Origin of the sequence: Streptomyces sp. B21-105 (genome assembly GCF_036898465.1) — a bacterium.
GTDB lineage: Bacteria > Actinomycetota > Actinomycetes > Streptomycetales > Streptomycetaceae > Streptomyces.
Map to the genome: position 1 here is coordinate 4,270,843 of NZ_JARUMJ010000001.1, position 14,793 is coordinate 4,285,635.

A 14,793-nucleotide genomic window follows, 5' to 3' on the forward strand; every position below is an offset into this window, starting at 1 on the left:
CCCGATAGCCTTCCGCCATGACCACGATGACCCGCGGCGGAGCCGCTGATGTACCTGGCGCTGTGCGACGCCGCCGTGTCGTCGCCGCCGCCGGCGCCGTTTGTGCCGGACTGCTCGTCCTGTCGGCCTGCGACAAGCCGACCCCGATGTCCACGATCACCGTCGGCCGTGACTCGGTCGCCACCGAGGCCACCTGCGGCGGGGAGGGCACGGCCCTCAAGCCGGACGAGATCACCAAGTGCCTCGCGGACAAGGACATCAAGTCCATCAGCGTCGACCCGGACGAGACCGTCCGCTTCGGCGTCGACCCCGACGTGGCCGACGACCGCTGGACGATCCTGATGAACGGCCAGCCGCTCACCGAGGACAGCGACAAGACGTACCGCACGATCCCGGGCAGCGTGTTCTTCAACGCCCAGTACGGCGCCCAGGGCGACTCCACGCTCGTCACCATCAAGGCGGGCGACGGCAAGAAGCAGAGCCAGGCGGCGACCGGCCTGTGGTCCTTCAAGCTCAAGAAGGACGACTAGTCACGTCCCCCGCGCGCGTAGTCACGTCCTCGCCACGCGTCCTCGTGGCCACCGCGGTGCCCGCCGAGCGGGACGCGGTGGCCCGGGCGTTCCCCGGGCCCGGCCGGGAGGTGCACCTGCCCGGCGTGGCCCTGCACCGCCTGCACGGCCCGGGCGGGACCTGGGACCTGCTCGCCGCCGGGGTGGGCCCCGCGCCAGCCGCCGCGTCCGTCTCGGCCGCGCTGACCGCCGCACGATACGAGGACGCCCCGTACGGCCTGGTCGTCTCGGCCGGCATCGCGGGCGGCTTCCCGCCCGAGGCGCCCGTCGGCTCCCTCGTCGTCGCGGACCGGATCACCGCCGCCGACCTGGGCGCGGAGACCGCGGACGGCTTCCTGCCGGTCACCGAGCTGGGCTTCGGCCAGGTCACCCACGTCCCGCCCCGGTCCCTCCGCCGGGCGGCCGCGGCCGCCACCGGGGCCGCCGTCGGCACCATCCTGACCGTCTCCACGGTCACCGGCACCGCCTCCCGCGCCGCGGCCCTGCGCGCGCGCCATCCCCGGGCCCTCGCCGAGGCCATGGAGGGCTTCGGGGTCGCCGAGGCGGCCGACGCGCACGGCACCGCCGTCATGGAGATCCGCGCGGTGTCCAACCCCGTCGGCCCCCGCGACCGGACCGCCTGGCGCATCGGCGACGCGCTGGCCGCGCTGACGACGGCGTTCGGGAAGCTGGCCCCCGTCCTCGAGAGTTGGAACCGGCATGACGACCAGTGAGCGTGAGCGGCCCCTGCGGATCGCGTACTCCCCCTGCCCGAACGACACCTTCGTCTTCGACGCCCTGGCCCACGGCCGGGTCCCGGACGCGCCCGCGCTCGACGTGACGTTCGCGGACATCGACATCACCAACGGCATGGCCGAGCGCGGCGAGTCGGACGTGCTGAAGGTGTCGTACGCGGTGCTGCCGTACGTCCTCGACAGCTACGCGCTGCTGCCGTGCGGGGGCGCGCTGGGCCGTGGCTGCGGGCCGCTGGTACTGACCCGCGCGGCGGCCGGCACCGACGGCCCGGCCGACGGTCCCGTGGGCGGCGCAGCGCTCGCGGGCCGCACGGTCGCCGTGCCGAGCGAGCGGTCGACGGCGTACCTGCTGTTCCGGCTGTGGGCGGCGGAGCAGGTCCCGGGGGGCGTCGGCGAGATCGTCGTCATGCCGTTCCACGAGATCATGCCGGCCGTGCGCGACGGGAAGGTCGACGCGGGCCTGGTGATCCACGAGGCCCGCTTCACCTACCGGGACTACGGGCTGCACAAGCTCGCCGACATGGGCGAGCACTGGGAGGCCACGACCGGCCTGCCGATCCCGCTGGGCGCGATCATCGCCAAGCGGTCCCTGGGCTCGGGGACCCTCGACCGGCTCGCCGGCTCGATCCGCGCGTCCGTGCGCGCCGCCTGGGACGACCCCGAGGCCTCCCGGCCGTACGTCATGGAACACGCCCAGGAAATGGATCCGTCCGTCGCCGACCAGCACATCGGCCTGTACGTCAACGAGTTCACGGCCGAGCTGGGCGAGGACGGCTACGCGGCGGTACGCGGACTGCTGACCCGCGCCGCGGCCGAGGGACTGCTCCCGCCCCTCGGCCCCGGTGCGCTCGACTTCCCCTGATCGACCACCGGCGCAGGCCGGCTCAGACGTCCAACTGGTCGGCGACGGCTCGCAGCAGACCGGCGATCTTCTTGCCGGACGTCTTCTCCGGGTAGCGGCCCTTCTCGAGCATCGGGGTGATGTTCTCGAGAAGGGTGGTCAGGTCCTGGACGATGGAGGCCAGTTCGTCGGGCTTCTTGCGCTGCGCCGCGGCGACCGAGGGAGTCGGGTCGAGGACGACGACGGAGAGCGCCTGGTCGCCGCGCTGGCCCGCGACGACCCCGAACTCCACACGCTGGCCCGGCTTCAGTGCCTCGACACCGGCGGGGAGGACCGAGGAATGCACGAAGACGTCGCCGCCGTCATCGCGGGAGAGAAAGCCGAAGCCCTTCTCGACGTTGAACCATTTGACCTTGCCAGTCGGCAAAGCACACGCTCCCTCGATCGGTCCCGGACGCTTCCGGACGCCGGTTGAACTGCCGTCATGACAGCCTACCGGGGGTCTCTCCAACCCAACACGCCTTAAAACGAAGCCGGGCCCCCGCTTACCCGGGCGGTGGCCGAAAGTCGTGTGGAAGCCTGGCGTGACCGTCCCGGCAGCCGGCCTGTCGGCCCCTTCCGGCCCCGAATGGGCCGCACGGCGGCGAGCCCGCCGGACGCTCCTGTTCACCGGAGATCAACTTGGCTAGTCTGACGGCGAGTTACCGCAAGAATTTCCTGCACGCGGTACCAGCCGGCTCGTGGTGGCCGTATCGGACACAGCCGGGATACGGCCCCGATACGGCCCGGACGGCCCAATCATCAACGGAGGATTCCTTGCTCGGACCGAGGACGAGGACGTACGCGGCAGGTCTGCGGGTCTTCGTGGTCGCCGCTGTGGCAGCGGGCGCGCTGACCGCTGTCGGCGGTACCGCCCAGGCGGCCGTGGACGGCTGCAGCACATTCATCGGCGACGGCAACCGGGGATACGCCCATTGCAGCAGGGGGTTCGGGACCTATCGCGTCAAGGCCCAATGCGACTCACCCAAGTATCCCTACTCCATAACGGTCTACGGCGCATGGAAGACGCGTAAATCGATCGGGGACACCCCGGTTTCATGGGTGGACGGCGACAAATACGCCTGCCACCTCGTGAAGACTTCGCTGGACGTGCGTTAGTCGAACCGTCCCGAGCCGAGGAGGACCCTGCCATCCGTGGGTGGCGAGGGTCCTCTGTGCTGGGGGGACGGGATTCGTCGACGCCGGGACGCCCACGTCCTGCGCCTCGCCCGCCGCTCACCGGGACATCGGCACACCGGACGACTTCCGGGCGCCCGCCACCGGTCCCTCGTCGTTCTTTGGGCGGGGAACTACCCTGGTCGGGTGCGTGACAGAACCCAAGCGAATTCCGCCGCTCCCGGTGACCGACTGATCCGTGCCGGGGCCATCGTCTTCTTCGTCGGCGCCGTGGCCACACTTGTCACGGTCGCCCCGTTGTTCCTCGGCTCGACACCCTTTCCGACGTACATGTTCGGGCTGAGCATGCTCATGGGCGTCGGATTCCTGATCGCCGGCGCGGGCGTCCTGCGGTCCGTCGCCGCGGGGCGGCGTCAGGCGCGGGGCGCGGCCGGTTAGCGCCTCTCCCCGTCCCAGGAGGTCGCGTTCTCCAGGTGGGCGGTCAGCCAGGCCGGGAACTCGGTGAGGTCGGCGAGCACGACGTCCGCGCCGGCCGTGCGCAGTTCCTCCGCGCTGATGGGGCCGGTCGGCACGGTGACGGACAGGGCTCCGGCGGCGCGCGCGCCGAGGACGTCCCCGAGGTGGTCGCCGACGTAGACGCTCGCCCCGTGCTCGCGCAGCGCCCTGGCCTTCTGCTCGGCCCACAGGTTGCCGATCACCGCGTCGGGCCGCAGGTCCAGGTGGTCCATGTGCAGCCGGGCGTTCGGCTCCCACTTGGCGGTGACGACGATCGCCCGCCCGCCCGCCGCCTGGACCGCCGCGACGGCCTCACGGGCGCCGGGCATCTCGAGGCTGCCGCCGACCGCGAACGCCGGGTAGAGCTCACGGTAGAGAGCGGTTACGGCGGGTATCTCCGGCGCCGGGAACCAGTTCCCGATCTCCTCCTCCAGCGGCGGCCCCAGCCGCGTCACCACCAGGTCGGCGTCGACGTACGTGCCCGTCCTCGCGGACAGCTCCACCCAGCAGGCGCGGATGCCGGGCCGGGAGTCGATCAGGGTCATGTCGAGGTCGAAGCCGACGGTGAGGGCGGGAGGGACGGTCATGGGGGCGGTCATGGGGGCCATTGTGCCGGTGGGCCCGGCCGGCCCTCGACCAGCCCGGCGGCGGTGGCACGGCCCGGACCGGCCTACCGCTGTCGCTGTGAGCGCCAGGCCAGGAACAGGGCCGAGGCGACGGCGGCGCCCCGGACGACCCAGGGCCAGGTGTCGGCGATCGCGTCGCTCATGTGGCCCTCGGCGACGGGGGCGCCCCACCGTCCCTCGGAGCGCCCCCACAGCCAGACGAGACCGGCGGTGAGCGCGAGGCCGGGCAGCCAGAAGACCGCCGCCTTCGTCTCACGCTCGGTCAGCCGGCGTGAGGCGTAGGCGATGAGCCACCCCAGGACCAGCACGAACCAGTTCCCGAGCGCCGCGCCCACGACCAGCGCACCGGCGGCGATCAGGAGGAGGGGGTTGGTCCAGCGGCGCGGCGGTGCGCCTGCGCTCCGGGGCAGGCGCAGCCGACGGCGGCGGGCGGGGGCGGCGGTGTCGTCGTCCCGTCCGGTGCTCTTCGCGACGGCCGCGGACTCTTCGTCGCCCTCGCCGGTCTCGCCGGTCTCGTCGTCCTCCTCGTCTTCGGGCTTTCGGCGCGGCGGCGGTTTGAGCAGGTCGGGGATCTCGACTCCGCCGACGAACCCGGGAATGTCCTCGCCGGGGCCGAACGGGGTCGGCTCGTGCAGCCACCAGTCGGAGGCGGATCCGCCGTCGCCCAGTTCGTGCGCGGGCGCGCTGTGCGGCGGGGACGCCGCGTCGGAGGGGGCGCCGACGGGCGGCGGGGCGCCGGTGCGCGGGCGGGGCACGATCCGCCGGATCCCCTTCGGCCGCTCGGGCCCCTTCGAACCCTCCGGTTGCCGGGACTGTTTCGGCTTCTCCGGGTGCCCCGCTGTTTCCGGCTGTTTCTGCTGCCTCTGCTGTTGCTGTTGCTGTTTCCGTTGCTGTTTCTGTTGCTGTTGTTTCTGCTGGGCCTCGCGGTCCCGCTGGACGGGCACGGAGGGCGTCGGCGTCTGCGGCGCGCCGCCGCCCTCGGCCGCGGCCGTCACGAGGTCGTCGGGGCTGCCGAGGCGGTCGATGATGCGGCGGACGGCGGCGGGCGAGTCGACCGGCGACCTCGCCCGGCGCCGTTCGATCTCGTTGCGCAGCTCGGAGACGAGCCGCATCCGGGTGGCCGACGACAACTGCCGCTGCTGCGCGACGTCGCCGACGCGGCTCAGATACTCGTAGACGACTTGGTCGCTCTCGATCCCCACGCCGAAGACGCTAGTGCATCGGGGCCCACGGGTCCGGGGACGGCGGCTCCCGAAGGCGTCAACCGCTACCGTGGGCAGAATGAGCACCGAGGCCCAGTCGGCCCCCCGGTCCCTCGCGGAAGCGCTCCGCGCCCGGGACGACGCTTCCCTGGCCGCGTTGCTGCGCGCCCGCCCCGACCTCATCACCCCGGTCCCCACCGACCTCACGCAGCTCGCCACCCGCGCCGGCACCCGTGCCTCCGTCGTCCGCGCGCTGGAGCGGCTCGACCGCTTCGTGCTGCAGACCGCGGAGGCGCTGGCCGTGGCCGGCGATCCGGCGACCCGCGAGGAGCTGTTCGGTCTGATGGCGGGGGACGCCGGCGATCCGGCCGTCCTCGCGGCCCTCCCGGCGGCGTTGGCCTCCTTGCGCGAGCAGGCGCTGGTATGGGGCGCGGACGACCGTCTCCGGTTGGTGCGCACCGCCCGTGAGCTGCTGGCGCCGTCCCCGCAGCACCCGTCGCCGACGGGGCTCGGGCCGAGTGTGCGGGAGGCGACGGCGGGCATGTCGCCGGGGCGGATCCAGGAGATCGTGGCGACGGTGGGGCTGCCGTCGACGCACGACTCGGTGTCGGCCGTGGACGCGCTCACCGCTCTGTTCACCCATCGCCGGAAGATGTCCGCCCTGCTGGCGGGGGCGCCCGCCGAGTCCCTCGAAGTGCTGGAGCGGCTGGTGTGGGGGCCGCCCTACGGTCAGGTCACCGCCGATCCGGCGGCGCGGCTGCGCTGGCTGCTCGACCGCGCCCTGCTGCTGCCGACGGCGCCCGGAACGGTCGTCCTGCCGCGTGAGGTCGCCCTGCATCTGCGCAAGGGCCGCGCGCACCGGGCGGCCGAGCCGGTGCCGCCGGCCGTGGAGCCGCGCGCGGTGCACGCGCCGCAGGTGGTGGACGCGACGGCGGCCGGTCAGGCGTACACGGCGCTGGCGACCGTCGAGGAGCTGTTGAAGGACTGGGACGAGGGCGGTCCCGCGGTCCTGCGGGCCGGCGGGATCAGCGTCCGCGACCTCAAGCGGACGGCCGTCGCGCTGGACATGGCCGAGCCGGTGGCCGCGTTCTGGGTCGAGCTGGCTTACGCGGCGGGGCTGCTCGCCTCGGACGGCGAGGCCGACGAGCGGTACGCGGCGACCCCCGAGTACGACGAGTGGGTGGAGCGGCCGCCGGCCGAGCGGTGGGCGGGGCTCGCCGTGGCGTGGCTGGCGGCGACCCGGACCTCGGGGGTGGTCGGCGGCCGGGACGTCAAGGAGCGGGCGCTGTCGGCGCTGGGTCCCGGTCTCGACCGGTCCGCCGCGCCCGAGGTGCGCCATCGGGTGCTGACGCTGCTCGCCGGGCTGCCGGAGGGCGGCGCACCGGACGCTGAGGCGGTACTGGCCCGGCTGCGCTGGGAACGTCCGCTGCGCGGCGCACAGGGCCCGCACGGGACACCGGGCACACCCGGCTCGACGGGAGCCAGAACCGGGACCGGAACCGGGACGGGGACCGGAACAGGTACCGGGACCGGAACAGGTACCGGGACCGGAACGGGAACCGGGCAAGCCGCTGCCGCTCAGGGGGACGAGGACCTGCGTTCCCGGCTCGCGCGCTGGACCCTGGCGGAGGCCGAACTGCTGGGCGTGACCGGCCGGGGCGCACTGTCGGCGCACGGCCGGGTCCTGCTCGGCGCACCGCCCGCCACCCGGCCCGCGCAGGCCGCCGCGGGGGCCGCAGGGACCGCGGACGCCGCTCCGGCCGGTCCGGGCGACAAACTCCCCGCCCATCACCGGGCCGCCACCGCCACCCCCGTCGTGGCGCCGCTCTCGCCGCCCGAGCAGGCCGTGGCCGCCGCGGCCGCCGCACGGCTGCTCGCCCCACTGCTGCCGGAGCCGCTGGACCACGTCCTGCTCCAGGCGGATCTGACGGCGGTCGCCCCGGGCCCGCTGCGGCGGCCGCTGGCCGACGTGCTGAGCGTCCTCGCGGACGTCGAGTCCAAGGGCGGCGCGACCGTCTACCGGTTCACCCCCGGTTCCGTCCGGCGCGCCCTGGACGCCGGGCGCAGCGCCTCCGACCTGCACACCTTCCTCGCCGAGCACTCCCGCACGCCGGTGCCGCAGCCGCTGACCTATCTGATCGACGACGTGGCGCGCCGGCACGGGCACCTGCGGGTGGGCGCGGCCTCGGCGTACGTCCGCTGCGACGACGAGACGATCCTGAACGAGATCCTCGCCGACAAGCGCGCCGCCGGCCTGCGGCTGCGCCGCCTGGCTCCCACGGTGCTCGCGGCGCAGGCCGACCCGGCGGCCCTCCTGGACGGCCTGCGGGCGATGGGTTTCGCGCCCGCCGCCGAGTCCGCCGAGGGGGACGTCCTGATCACCCGCGCGCTCGCCCACCGCACACCGCCCCGCACGGCCCCCGAGCCGGTGCCGGACGGGCCGCCCATTCCCGACGGCACGCTGCTCGGCGCGGCGATCCGGGCCGTCCGGGCGGGTGACGCGGCCGCGACCGCCCCGCGCAAGGCGACGCAGGACGCGGCCCAGCTCGCCCCGGGCGCGCTGCCCCGCACCAGTGCCGCCGAGACCCTGGCCACCATGCAGGCCGCCGTCCTCACCGGTGGGGCGCTGTGGATCGGCTACGTCAACGCGGAGGGCTCGGCCACTCAGCGCGTCATCGCGCCGGTGCGGGTGGAGGGCGGCTTCGTGACGGGGTACGACCACACCGCGGACGAGGTCCGCACGTACCCGCTGCACCGGATCACCGGGGTGGCGGAACTGGCGGACGACTGAGGTTCCCCCGCCAGGTTCCTCACCGCGGCAAAGGCTCCGCCGTACGGCTCAGCAGTACCCGACGGAGGCGTCCGCCGGCAGGCCGAAGTGGGTGCGGGCCGCGGACTCCAGGGCGGCGGACGGCATCGGCTCGTGGAGCGAGGACCGGACGAGGACGCCGAAGTGGGCCCTCGTCCACCGGCCGTACCCCTCGCCGTCCGGCGGCTCCTCGCGGGAGACGACCCGGTAGCCGCCGTCGGCCGCGGCATCCCGCCGGAGCCGTACGACCTGCGGGTACTGTCCGGCGCCGCACTCCACGAGGCTCTGGTCCTGCACCCCGTACTCGACGCACAGCGTGTTGACGCCGGCCCTTATGTCGCCCGCGTGTTCCTCCAGTACGAGGGCCTCCGCACGGCAGAACCAGCGCGCCTTCCACGCGGGCACTGTCTCGCCGGGGCCGTCCCCCCGCGAGTCCGCCGCGACCCGGGCCTCGATCACCGGCCGCACCTCGGCCCACAGCCCCGCGTCGACCCCCGCGGGCCACATCACCCAGGTGCCGGTGGCGGCCAGCACCGCCGCGGCTCCGACGCCCACCGCGCCCCTGCGGAACGACAGGACCGACATACCGTGATTCCCCTCACCGCGTCGCGCCCATCGCGCTGCTCCCCCGATCAGACCCGCAGAAAGCCCCCAGGGTTGCCCGGCTCCCGGACGCCGAAGGTGCACGGGGTTCCCCAGGGCCGGGCAGACGTCCGCGCACGGCTGCGGGCCGTCGTCGCGGCACGTCGTACGGCACACTGGAGGTTTGGCCGGTGCGGAAGGGATGGCGTACGTGAACGGACCGCTGATCGTCCAGTCGGACAAAACTCTGTTGCTGGAGGTCGATCACGAGCAGGCCGACGCGTGCCGTCGGGCCATCGCGCCGTTCGCGGAGCTGGAGCGGGCGCCGGAGCACATCCACACCTACCGGCTGACTCCGCTGGGCCTGTGGAACGCGCGGGCGGCCGGGCACGACGCCGAGCAGGTCGTGGACGCGCTCGTGCAGTACAGCCGCTATCCCGTGCCGCACGCGCTGCTGGTGGACGTCGCGGAGACGATGGACCGGTACGGGAGGCTGACGCTGAGCAAGCATCCGGCGCACGGGCTGGTGCTGACCTCCACGGACCGGCCGGTGCTGGAGGAGATCCTGCGCTCGAAGCGGGTCGCGCCGCTGGTCGGGGCCCGGCTCGATCCGGACACCGTCGTCGTGCACCCTTCCGAGCGCGGGCAGATCAAGCAGACGCTGCTGAAGCTGGGCTGGCCGGCCGAGGACCTCGCGGGGTACGTCGACGGCGAGGCGCATCCGATCGAGCTCGCCGAGGACGGGTGGGCGCTGCGCCCGTACCAGAAGCAGGCGGTGGAGAACTTCTGGCACGGCGGCAGCGGGGTCGTGGTGCTGCCCTGCGGCGCCGGGAAGACGCTGGTCGGGGCCGGGTCGATGGCGCAGGCGAAGTCCACGACGCTGATCCTCGTCACGAACACGGTGTCGGCGCGGCAGTGGAAGCACGAGCTGGTGAAGCGGACCTCGCTGACCGAGGACGAGATCGGCGAGTACAGCGGAACGCGGAAGGAGATCCGCCCGGTCACCATCGCCACCTACCAGGTGCTGACGACCCGGCGGAAGGGCGTCTACCCGCACCTGGAGCTGTTCGACTCGCGGGACTGGGGCCTGATCGTCTACGACGAGGTGCATCTGCTGCCGGCGCCGGTGTTCAAGTTCACCGCCGACCTCCAGGCGCGGCGGCGGCTCGGTCTGACGGCGACGCTGGTCCGTGAGGACGGCCGGGAGTCGGACGTGTTCTCGCTCATCGGGCCGAAGCGGTTCGACGCGCCGTGGAAGGAGATCGAGGCGCAGGGCTACATCGCGCCCGCCGACTGCGTGGAGGTCCGGGTCAACCTCACCGACTCGGAGCGCTTGGCGTACGCGACCGCCGAGGCGGAGGAGAAGTACCGCTTCTGCGCGACGACGGCGACGAAGCGGAAGGTGACGGAGGCGCTGGTGCGGCGGTTCGCCGGGCAGCAGATCCTCGTCATCGGGCAGTACATCGACCAGCTCGACGAGCTCGGCGAGCATCTGAACGCGCCGGTCATCAAGGGCGAGACGTCCAACGCGCAGCGCGAGAAGCTCTTCGACGCGTTCCGGGAGGGCGAGATCAGCGTGCTGGTGGTGTCGAAGGTCGCGAACTTCTCGATCGACCTGCCGGAGGCCACGGTGGCCATCCAGGTGTCGGGCACCTTCGGGTCCCGGCAGGAGGAGGCGCAGCGGCTCGGCCGGGTGCTGCGGCCCAAGGCGGACGGGCACCAGGCGCACTTCTACTCGGTGGTGGCGCGGGACACCATCGACCAGGACTTCGCGGCGCACCGCCAGCGGTTCCTGGCGGAGCAGGGCTACGCCTACCGCATCGTCGACGCCGACGAGCTGCTGGCGGACGATTGAGTGAACAGCTGAGCGGAGGAGTGAGCGGGGCTCAGCGCCGGGCCCGAGCGGACCGCCACGGCGAACGGCCGGGCTCGGTACCCTGAAGGCAACGCAAACCATGACAGGGCAGGGGGAGGGAGGGCTCCATGCCTCACGCCGAGGTCTACGAAGTGCTCTACACCGAGCCCGCTGCCCGTGACCGCGATCGCCTGGACCCGGTGCGCAGGGCTGCTCTCGACAAGGCCGTGGGCATACTGGCCCGCGACCCGTACACCGAGGTGTCACGCTCGATCGGCGTCGGCGATCAGGACCGGGAGATCCGGCTCACCTCACAGATCGTGGCGGAGTACATGGTGTCCCGGGGGCGTCTGCTGCTGGTCATGCTGCGGATCTTCGACGACAAGGACATCCTGCTGCCCGAGGCGTGAGCCGGTCCCACAGGTCTTCACCTGCGGCGGACGCAGGTCTTCACCTGCGGCGGACGCCCGCCTCCTCGCGGTACTCGCCGAGGACGAGCACGTCGAAGGCGGCGCCGACGAAGACCTTGACGGCGCGCAGGGCGTCGCCGAGGCGGTGGCGGTGGGGGTGGACGTCGGACAGGGGGGTCGCGCCGGACGGGCGACCGGGGGCTGGGGTGAGGGTCGCTGCACTCATGTCTCCATGGTGCGCGCCACGGCATAAAGGGGGCATCGGTCCCAGGTCCCCATTCGGCGTACTCCCTGGGTATCCCTGTGGGCGGGGGTGTCCCCTACGGGAAGGGGGTGCGCCCCTCAGGGGTGCCGGGTAATTGCGTTGGCGCGCCTTCGGCCGCTCACCTAGAATCTCCGCTCTTGCCCGCCTCCCCTCGGAGCGCCGCCGTCCGGACGGAAACCGGACGGCAATCGCCGTAGCCACCCACCCCCACCCGGCCCGGAGGCACCCCCTTGTCCACGCCGTCCTCGTCCCGCACGCCCGTCGACGACGACCCGCTCGCCCGCGAACGCGGCCATCTCGCCTCCTCGCGTGCCGCGCTGCGCGCGATGCGGGAGGACGTCGAGTCCCTCGACATCAGAGACGTCACCGCGAACTGGGTCAACGCGCAGATCCTGGAGCGGCAGATCGAGGAGCGGATCAAGGCGCTGGCCGACCTCAGCGACACCCCGCTGTTCTTCGGCCGGCTCGACTACCTGCACGCTCCGGGCGCGGACCGGGCGGAGGGCGCGGAGGGGGAGAGGTTCTACATCGGGCGTCGTCATGTGCACGACGGCGACGGCGACCCGATGGTCATCGACTGGCGCGCTCCGGTGTCGCAGCCGTTCTACCGGGCGTCGAAGAAGGACCCGATGGACGTCGGGCTGCGCCGCCGCTTCGGCTACACGCGCGGGGACATCACGGCGTACGAGGACGAACACCTGTCCGACCCCTCCGAGGCCGCCGCCACCAGCAAGCTGCTCCAGCAGGAGATCGAGCGGCCGCGTGTGGGCCCCATGCGGGACATCGTCGCCACCATCCAGCCCGAGCAGGACGAGATCGTGCGCGGCGGGCTGGGCGGCACGGTGTGCGTGCAGGGCGGGCCGGGGACCGGGAAGACGGCGGTGGGGCTGCACCGGGTGGCGTATCTGCTGTACGCCCACCGTGAGCGGCTGGCGCGCACCGGCACGCTGGTCATCGGGCCGAACAAGTCGTTCCTGCACTACATCGAGCAGGTGCTGCCCGCGCTGGGCGAGCTGACGGTCCGCCAGGGCACGGTGGACGACCTGGTGGCCCATGTGGAGGTGCGGGGCGAGGACGACGCCGCGGCGGCGCTCGTCAAGGGCGACGCGAGGATGGCGCAGGTGCTGCGGCGGGCCGTCTACGCGCAGGTGCGGATGCCGGCCGAGCCGGTCGTCGTGGTGCGCGGGTCGCGGCGCTGGCGGGTTGCGGCGTACGAACTCGAGGAGATGGTGCGGGAGTTGCTCGGCCGGGACATCCGGTACGGGGCCGCCCGCGAGGCCCTGCCGCAGCGCATCGCGCACGCGGTGCTGGTGCAGATGGAGCGCTCGGGCGAGGCCCCGGACGACCGGGTGCAGGACGCCGTGGCCCGCAACAGCGCGGTGAAGGCGGCGGTGAAGGAGGTCTGGCCGGTCGTCGACCCGGCGAAGCTGGTGCTGCGGCTGCTGACGGACGCGGAGTTCCTCGCCGAGCACGCGGAGGGCGTGCTGAGCGAGCAGGAGCAGAAGACGATCCTGGCGGCGAAGCCGGCGCGGTCCGTGAAGACGGCCAGGTGGTCGGCGGCGGACGCGGTGCTGATCGACGAGGCGAGGGATCTGGTGGAGCGCACGCACTCGCTCGGCCATGTGGTCCTCGACGAGGCGCAGGACCTGTCGCCCATGCAGTACCGGGCGGTCGGCCGCCGCTGCACCACGGGCTCGGCGACCGTGCTGGGCGATCTGGCGCAGGGCACCACCCCGTGGGCGACCCGGAGCTGGGAGGAGGCCCTCGGGCACCTCGGCAAGGCGGACGCGGTGGTCGAGGAGCTGACGGCCGGTTTCCGCGTCCCGACGGACGTGATCGTCTACGCCTCCCGGCTGCTGCCGCACATCGCGCCGGGCCTCACACCGGTCGCGTCGGTCCGTGAGAACCCCGGCTTCTTCGACCTCCGGGAGGTCGCGGACGCGGCGGACGTCGTCGCGGCCTGCGAGGAGCTGCTGCGCAACGAGGGCTCGACGGGCCTGATCGCGGCCGACGCCCGGATCCCGGCGCTGACCGAGGCGCTGACGGCGGCGGGCGTCCCGTGGCTGGCCCCGGGCGAGGAGACGACGGCCGAAACCCGCCTCACCCTGGTCCCGGCGTCGCTGGCCAAGGGTCTGGAGTACGACTACGTCGTCCTGGACGAACCGCAGGCCGTGGTCGACGGGGAGCCGGACGAACGGACGGGCCTGCGCCGCCTGTACGTGACCCTGACCCGAGCGGTCTCCGGCCTCATCGTCACCCACGCCTCCCCACTGCCCCGACAACTCACCTGACCGACACCCCGGGCGGGCGGGCCCTCGAACCGGCCCCGCCCGGCCTACCCGACGTGGCCCTGCCCGGTGCACTCCGCCTGCCCCGCACGCGCCGTCGGCTCGGTGTGTGCCGTCGGCTCGGTGTGGCCCGTGGGGTCGGTGTGGCCCGTGGGGTCGGTGTGGCCCGTCGGGTCGGTGTGTTCGGCGTCCACGGCTCGGCGCCACTCGCGGACGGCGGGTGCGGACACCGGGCCGGTCCAGCCGTGCGGGCGGGCCGCGCCGCCGATGTGGAACGCGTCGATCCCGGCGGCCCGCAGCCGCGGGAGGTGGCCGAGGCGCAGGCCGCCGCCGACGAGGAGGCGCTGCTCGTAGCCCTGTTCGCCGTGCCGGGCGGCCTCGGCGAGCAGCGTGGGCAGGCCGGCGTCGACACCGGCCGGGGAGCCGGCGGTGAGGTAGGCGTCCAGTCCGGGCAGGCCGTCCAGCTGCTTGCGCAGGGCGTCGCGGTCGGCGGCGTGGTCGAGGGCGCGGTGGAAGGTCCAGCGGCAGCCGTCCAGCTCGGCGAGGATCCGCTCCACCGCCGCCCGGTCGACCGCGCCCTGCCCGTCGAGGAAGCCGAACACGAACTCCCGCGCGCCGGCCTCCCGCAGATCGGCGGCGGCCCCTGCGAGGCGGTCGACGTCCCCGGCCGCGAAGCCGTCGGACAGCCGCAGCATGACGCGCAGGGAGAGGTCGACGGCGGCCCGGACGCCGGCGAACACCGCGACCGGCGGGGTGAGCCCGTCGGCGGCCATGTCGGTGACCAGCTCGAGGCGGTCCGCGCCTCCGGCCTGGGCGGCGACCGCGTCCTCGGCGTCGAGGGCGATCACCTCCAGAACTGCACGCTTGCTCATGGGTCCCCATTCGTCGGCGGTCCCCGGCGCTCGGCCCGCACCCGGCACGTTACAGGTCTAGTCCAATTT

Annotated in this window: 14 protein-coding genes and 1 pseudogene; 9 read left to right on the forward strand and 6 right to left on the reverse strand. The window is 73.5% G+C overall.

Features of this window, described 5'->3' with window-relative positions; all coding sequences use genetic code 11:
• Positions 1-17 precede the first annotated feature (17 nt).
• The 3 genes from QA802_RS19110 to QA802_RS19120 are packed head-to-tail and all read left to right on the forward strand — an operon-like array spanning position 18 to position 2,165.
• A complete protein-coding gene (locus tag QA802_RS19110) occupies positions 18-530 on the forward strand; it encodes a DUF2771 domain-containing protein (RefSeq protein ID WP_334524171.1) in 513 nt (170 codons plus the stop codon).
• A complete protein-coding gene (locus tag QA802_RS19115; RefSeq protein ID WP_334524174.1) occupies positions 500-1,282 on the forward strand; it encodes a futalosine hydrolase in 783 nt (260 codons plus the stop codon). Before QA802_RS19110 ends, QA802_RS19115 begins: the two co-directional genes overlap by 31 nt.
• Positions 1,269-2,165 carry a 1,4-dihydroxy-6-naphtoate synthase gene (locus tag QA802_RS19120; RefSeq protein ID WP_334524177.1) on the forward strand — a complete coding sequence of 299 codons (897 nt, stop codon included), beginning with the start codon at positions 1,269-1,271 and terminating at the stop codon, positions 2,163-2,165. Before QA802_RS19115 ends, QA802_RS19120 begins: the two co-directional genes overlap by 14 nt.
• Before the next feature lie 22 nt (positions 2,166-2,187).
• On the opposite strand, the gene QA802_RS19125 is transcribed toward QA802_RS19120, so the two are convergent.
• Positions 2,188-2,571, reverse strand: coding sequence for a cold-shock protein (locus tag QA802_RS19125; protein ID WP_319170436.1), 384 nt, complete (start codon positions 2,569-2,571; stop codon positions 2,188-2,190).
• Positions 2,572-3,008: 437 nt separating this feature from the next.
• Between QA802_RS19125 and QA802_RS19130 the strand changes: the two genes are divergently transcribed.
• Complete coding sequence (locus QA802_RS19130) at positions 3,009-3,302, forward strand: hypothetical protein (RefSeq protein WP_334524184.1); 294 nt, start codon at positions 3,009-3,011, stop codon at positions 3,300-3,302.
• A 204-nt stretch (positions 3,303-3,506) separates the two neighbouring features.
• Positions 3,507-3,758, forward strand: coding sequence for a hypothetical protein (locus tag QA802_RS19135; protein WP_319170438.1), 252 nt, complete (start codon positions 3,507-3,509; stop codon positions 3,756-3,758).
• On the opposite strand, the gene QA802_RS19140 is transcribed toward QA802_RS19135, so the two are convergent.
• Together QA802_RS19140 and QA802_RS19145 are read right to left on the reverse strand one after the other, a co-directional pair.
• Positions 3,755-4,414, reverse strand: coding sequence for an HAD family hydrolase (locus QA802_RS19140; protein WP_443042143.1), 660 nt, complete (start codon positions 4,412-4,414; stop codon positions 3,755-3,757). The two genes, QA802_RS19135 and QA802_RS19140, sit on opposite strands and share 4 nt — an antisense overlap.
• Positions 4,415-4,485: 71 nt before the next feature.
• Complete coding sequence (locus QA802_RS19145) at positions 4,486-5,643, reverse strand: hypothetical protein (protein WP_334524188.1); 1,158 nt, start codon at positions 5,641-5,643, stop codon at positions 4,486-4,488.
• 79 nt (positions 5,644-5,722) lie between these two features.
• Here QA802_RS19145 and QA802_RS19150 point away from each other — a divergent pair, with 79 nt between their 5' ends.
• Complete coding sequence (locus tag QA802_RS19150; RefSeq protein ID WP_334524190.1) at positions 5,723-8,434, forward strand: helicase-associated domain-containing protein; 2,712 nt, start codon at positions 5,723-5,725, stop codon at positions 8,432-8,434.
• Between the two features lie 48 nt (positions 8,435-8,482).
• On the opposite strand, the gene QA802_RS19155 is transcribed toward QA802_RS19150, so the two are convergent.
• Positions 8,483-9,037 (reverse strand): hypothetical protein, encoded by a 555-nt coding sequence (locus tag QA802_RS19155; protein WP_319170442.1) that lies wholly within the window; start codon positions 9,035-9,037, stop codon positions 8,483-8,485.
• A gap of 208 nt (positions 9,038-9,245) precedes the next feature.
• Between QA802_RS19155 and QA802_RS19160 the strand changes: the two genes are divergently transcribed.
• Both QA802_RS19160 and QA802_RS19165 read left to right on the forward strand, forming a co-directional pair.
• Positions 9,246-10,889, forward strand: a complete 1,644-nt coding sequence (locus QA802_RS19160) for a DNA repair helicase XPB (RefSeq protein ID WP_319170443.1) — start codon at positions 9,246-9,248, stop codon at positions 10,887-10,889.
• Positions 10,890-11,017: 128 nt separating this feature from the next.
• Complete coding sequence (locus QA802_RS19165) at positions 11,018-11,299, forward strand: hypothetical protein (protein WP_334524194.1); 282 nt, start codon at positions 11,018-11,020, stop codon at positions 11,297-11,299.
• Positions 11,300-11,339: 40 nt separating this feature from the next.
• On the opposite strand, the gene QA802_RS19170 is transcribed toward QA802_RS19165, so the two are convergent.
• Positions 11,340-11,525, reverse strand: a complete 186-nt coding sequence (locus QA802_RS19170; RefSeq protein WP_334524196.1) for a hypothetical protein — start codon at positions 11,523-11,525, stop codon at positions 11,340-11,342.
• A 269-nt stretch (positions 11,526-11,794) separates the two neighbouring features.
• On the opposite strand from QA802_RS19170, the gene QA802_RS19175 reads away from it, so the two are divergent.
• Positions 11,795-13,855, forward strand: a complete 2,061-nt coding sequence (locus QA802_RS19175) for a HelD family protein (RefSeq protein WP_334524198.1) — start codon at positions 11,795-11,797, stop codon at positions 13,853-13,855.
• A gap of 182 nt (positions 13,856-14,037) precedes the next feature.
• Here the strand turns inward: QA802_RS19175 and QA802_RS19180 are convergent.
• A pseudogene (locus QA802_RS19180) lies at positions 14,038-14,724 on the reverse strand (copper homeostasis protein CutC); the annotation flags it as partial.
• Between the last annotated feature and the right edge of the window lie 69 nt (positions 14,725-14,793).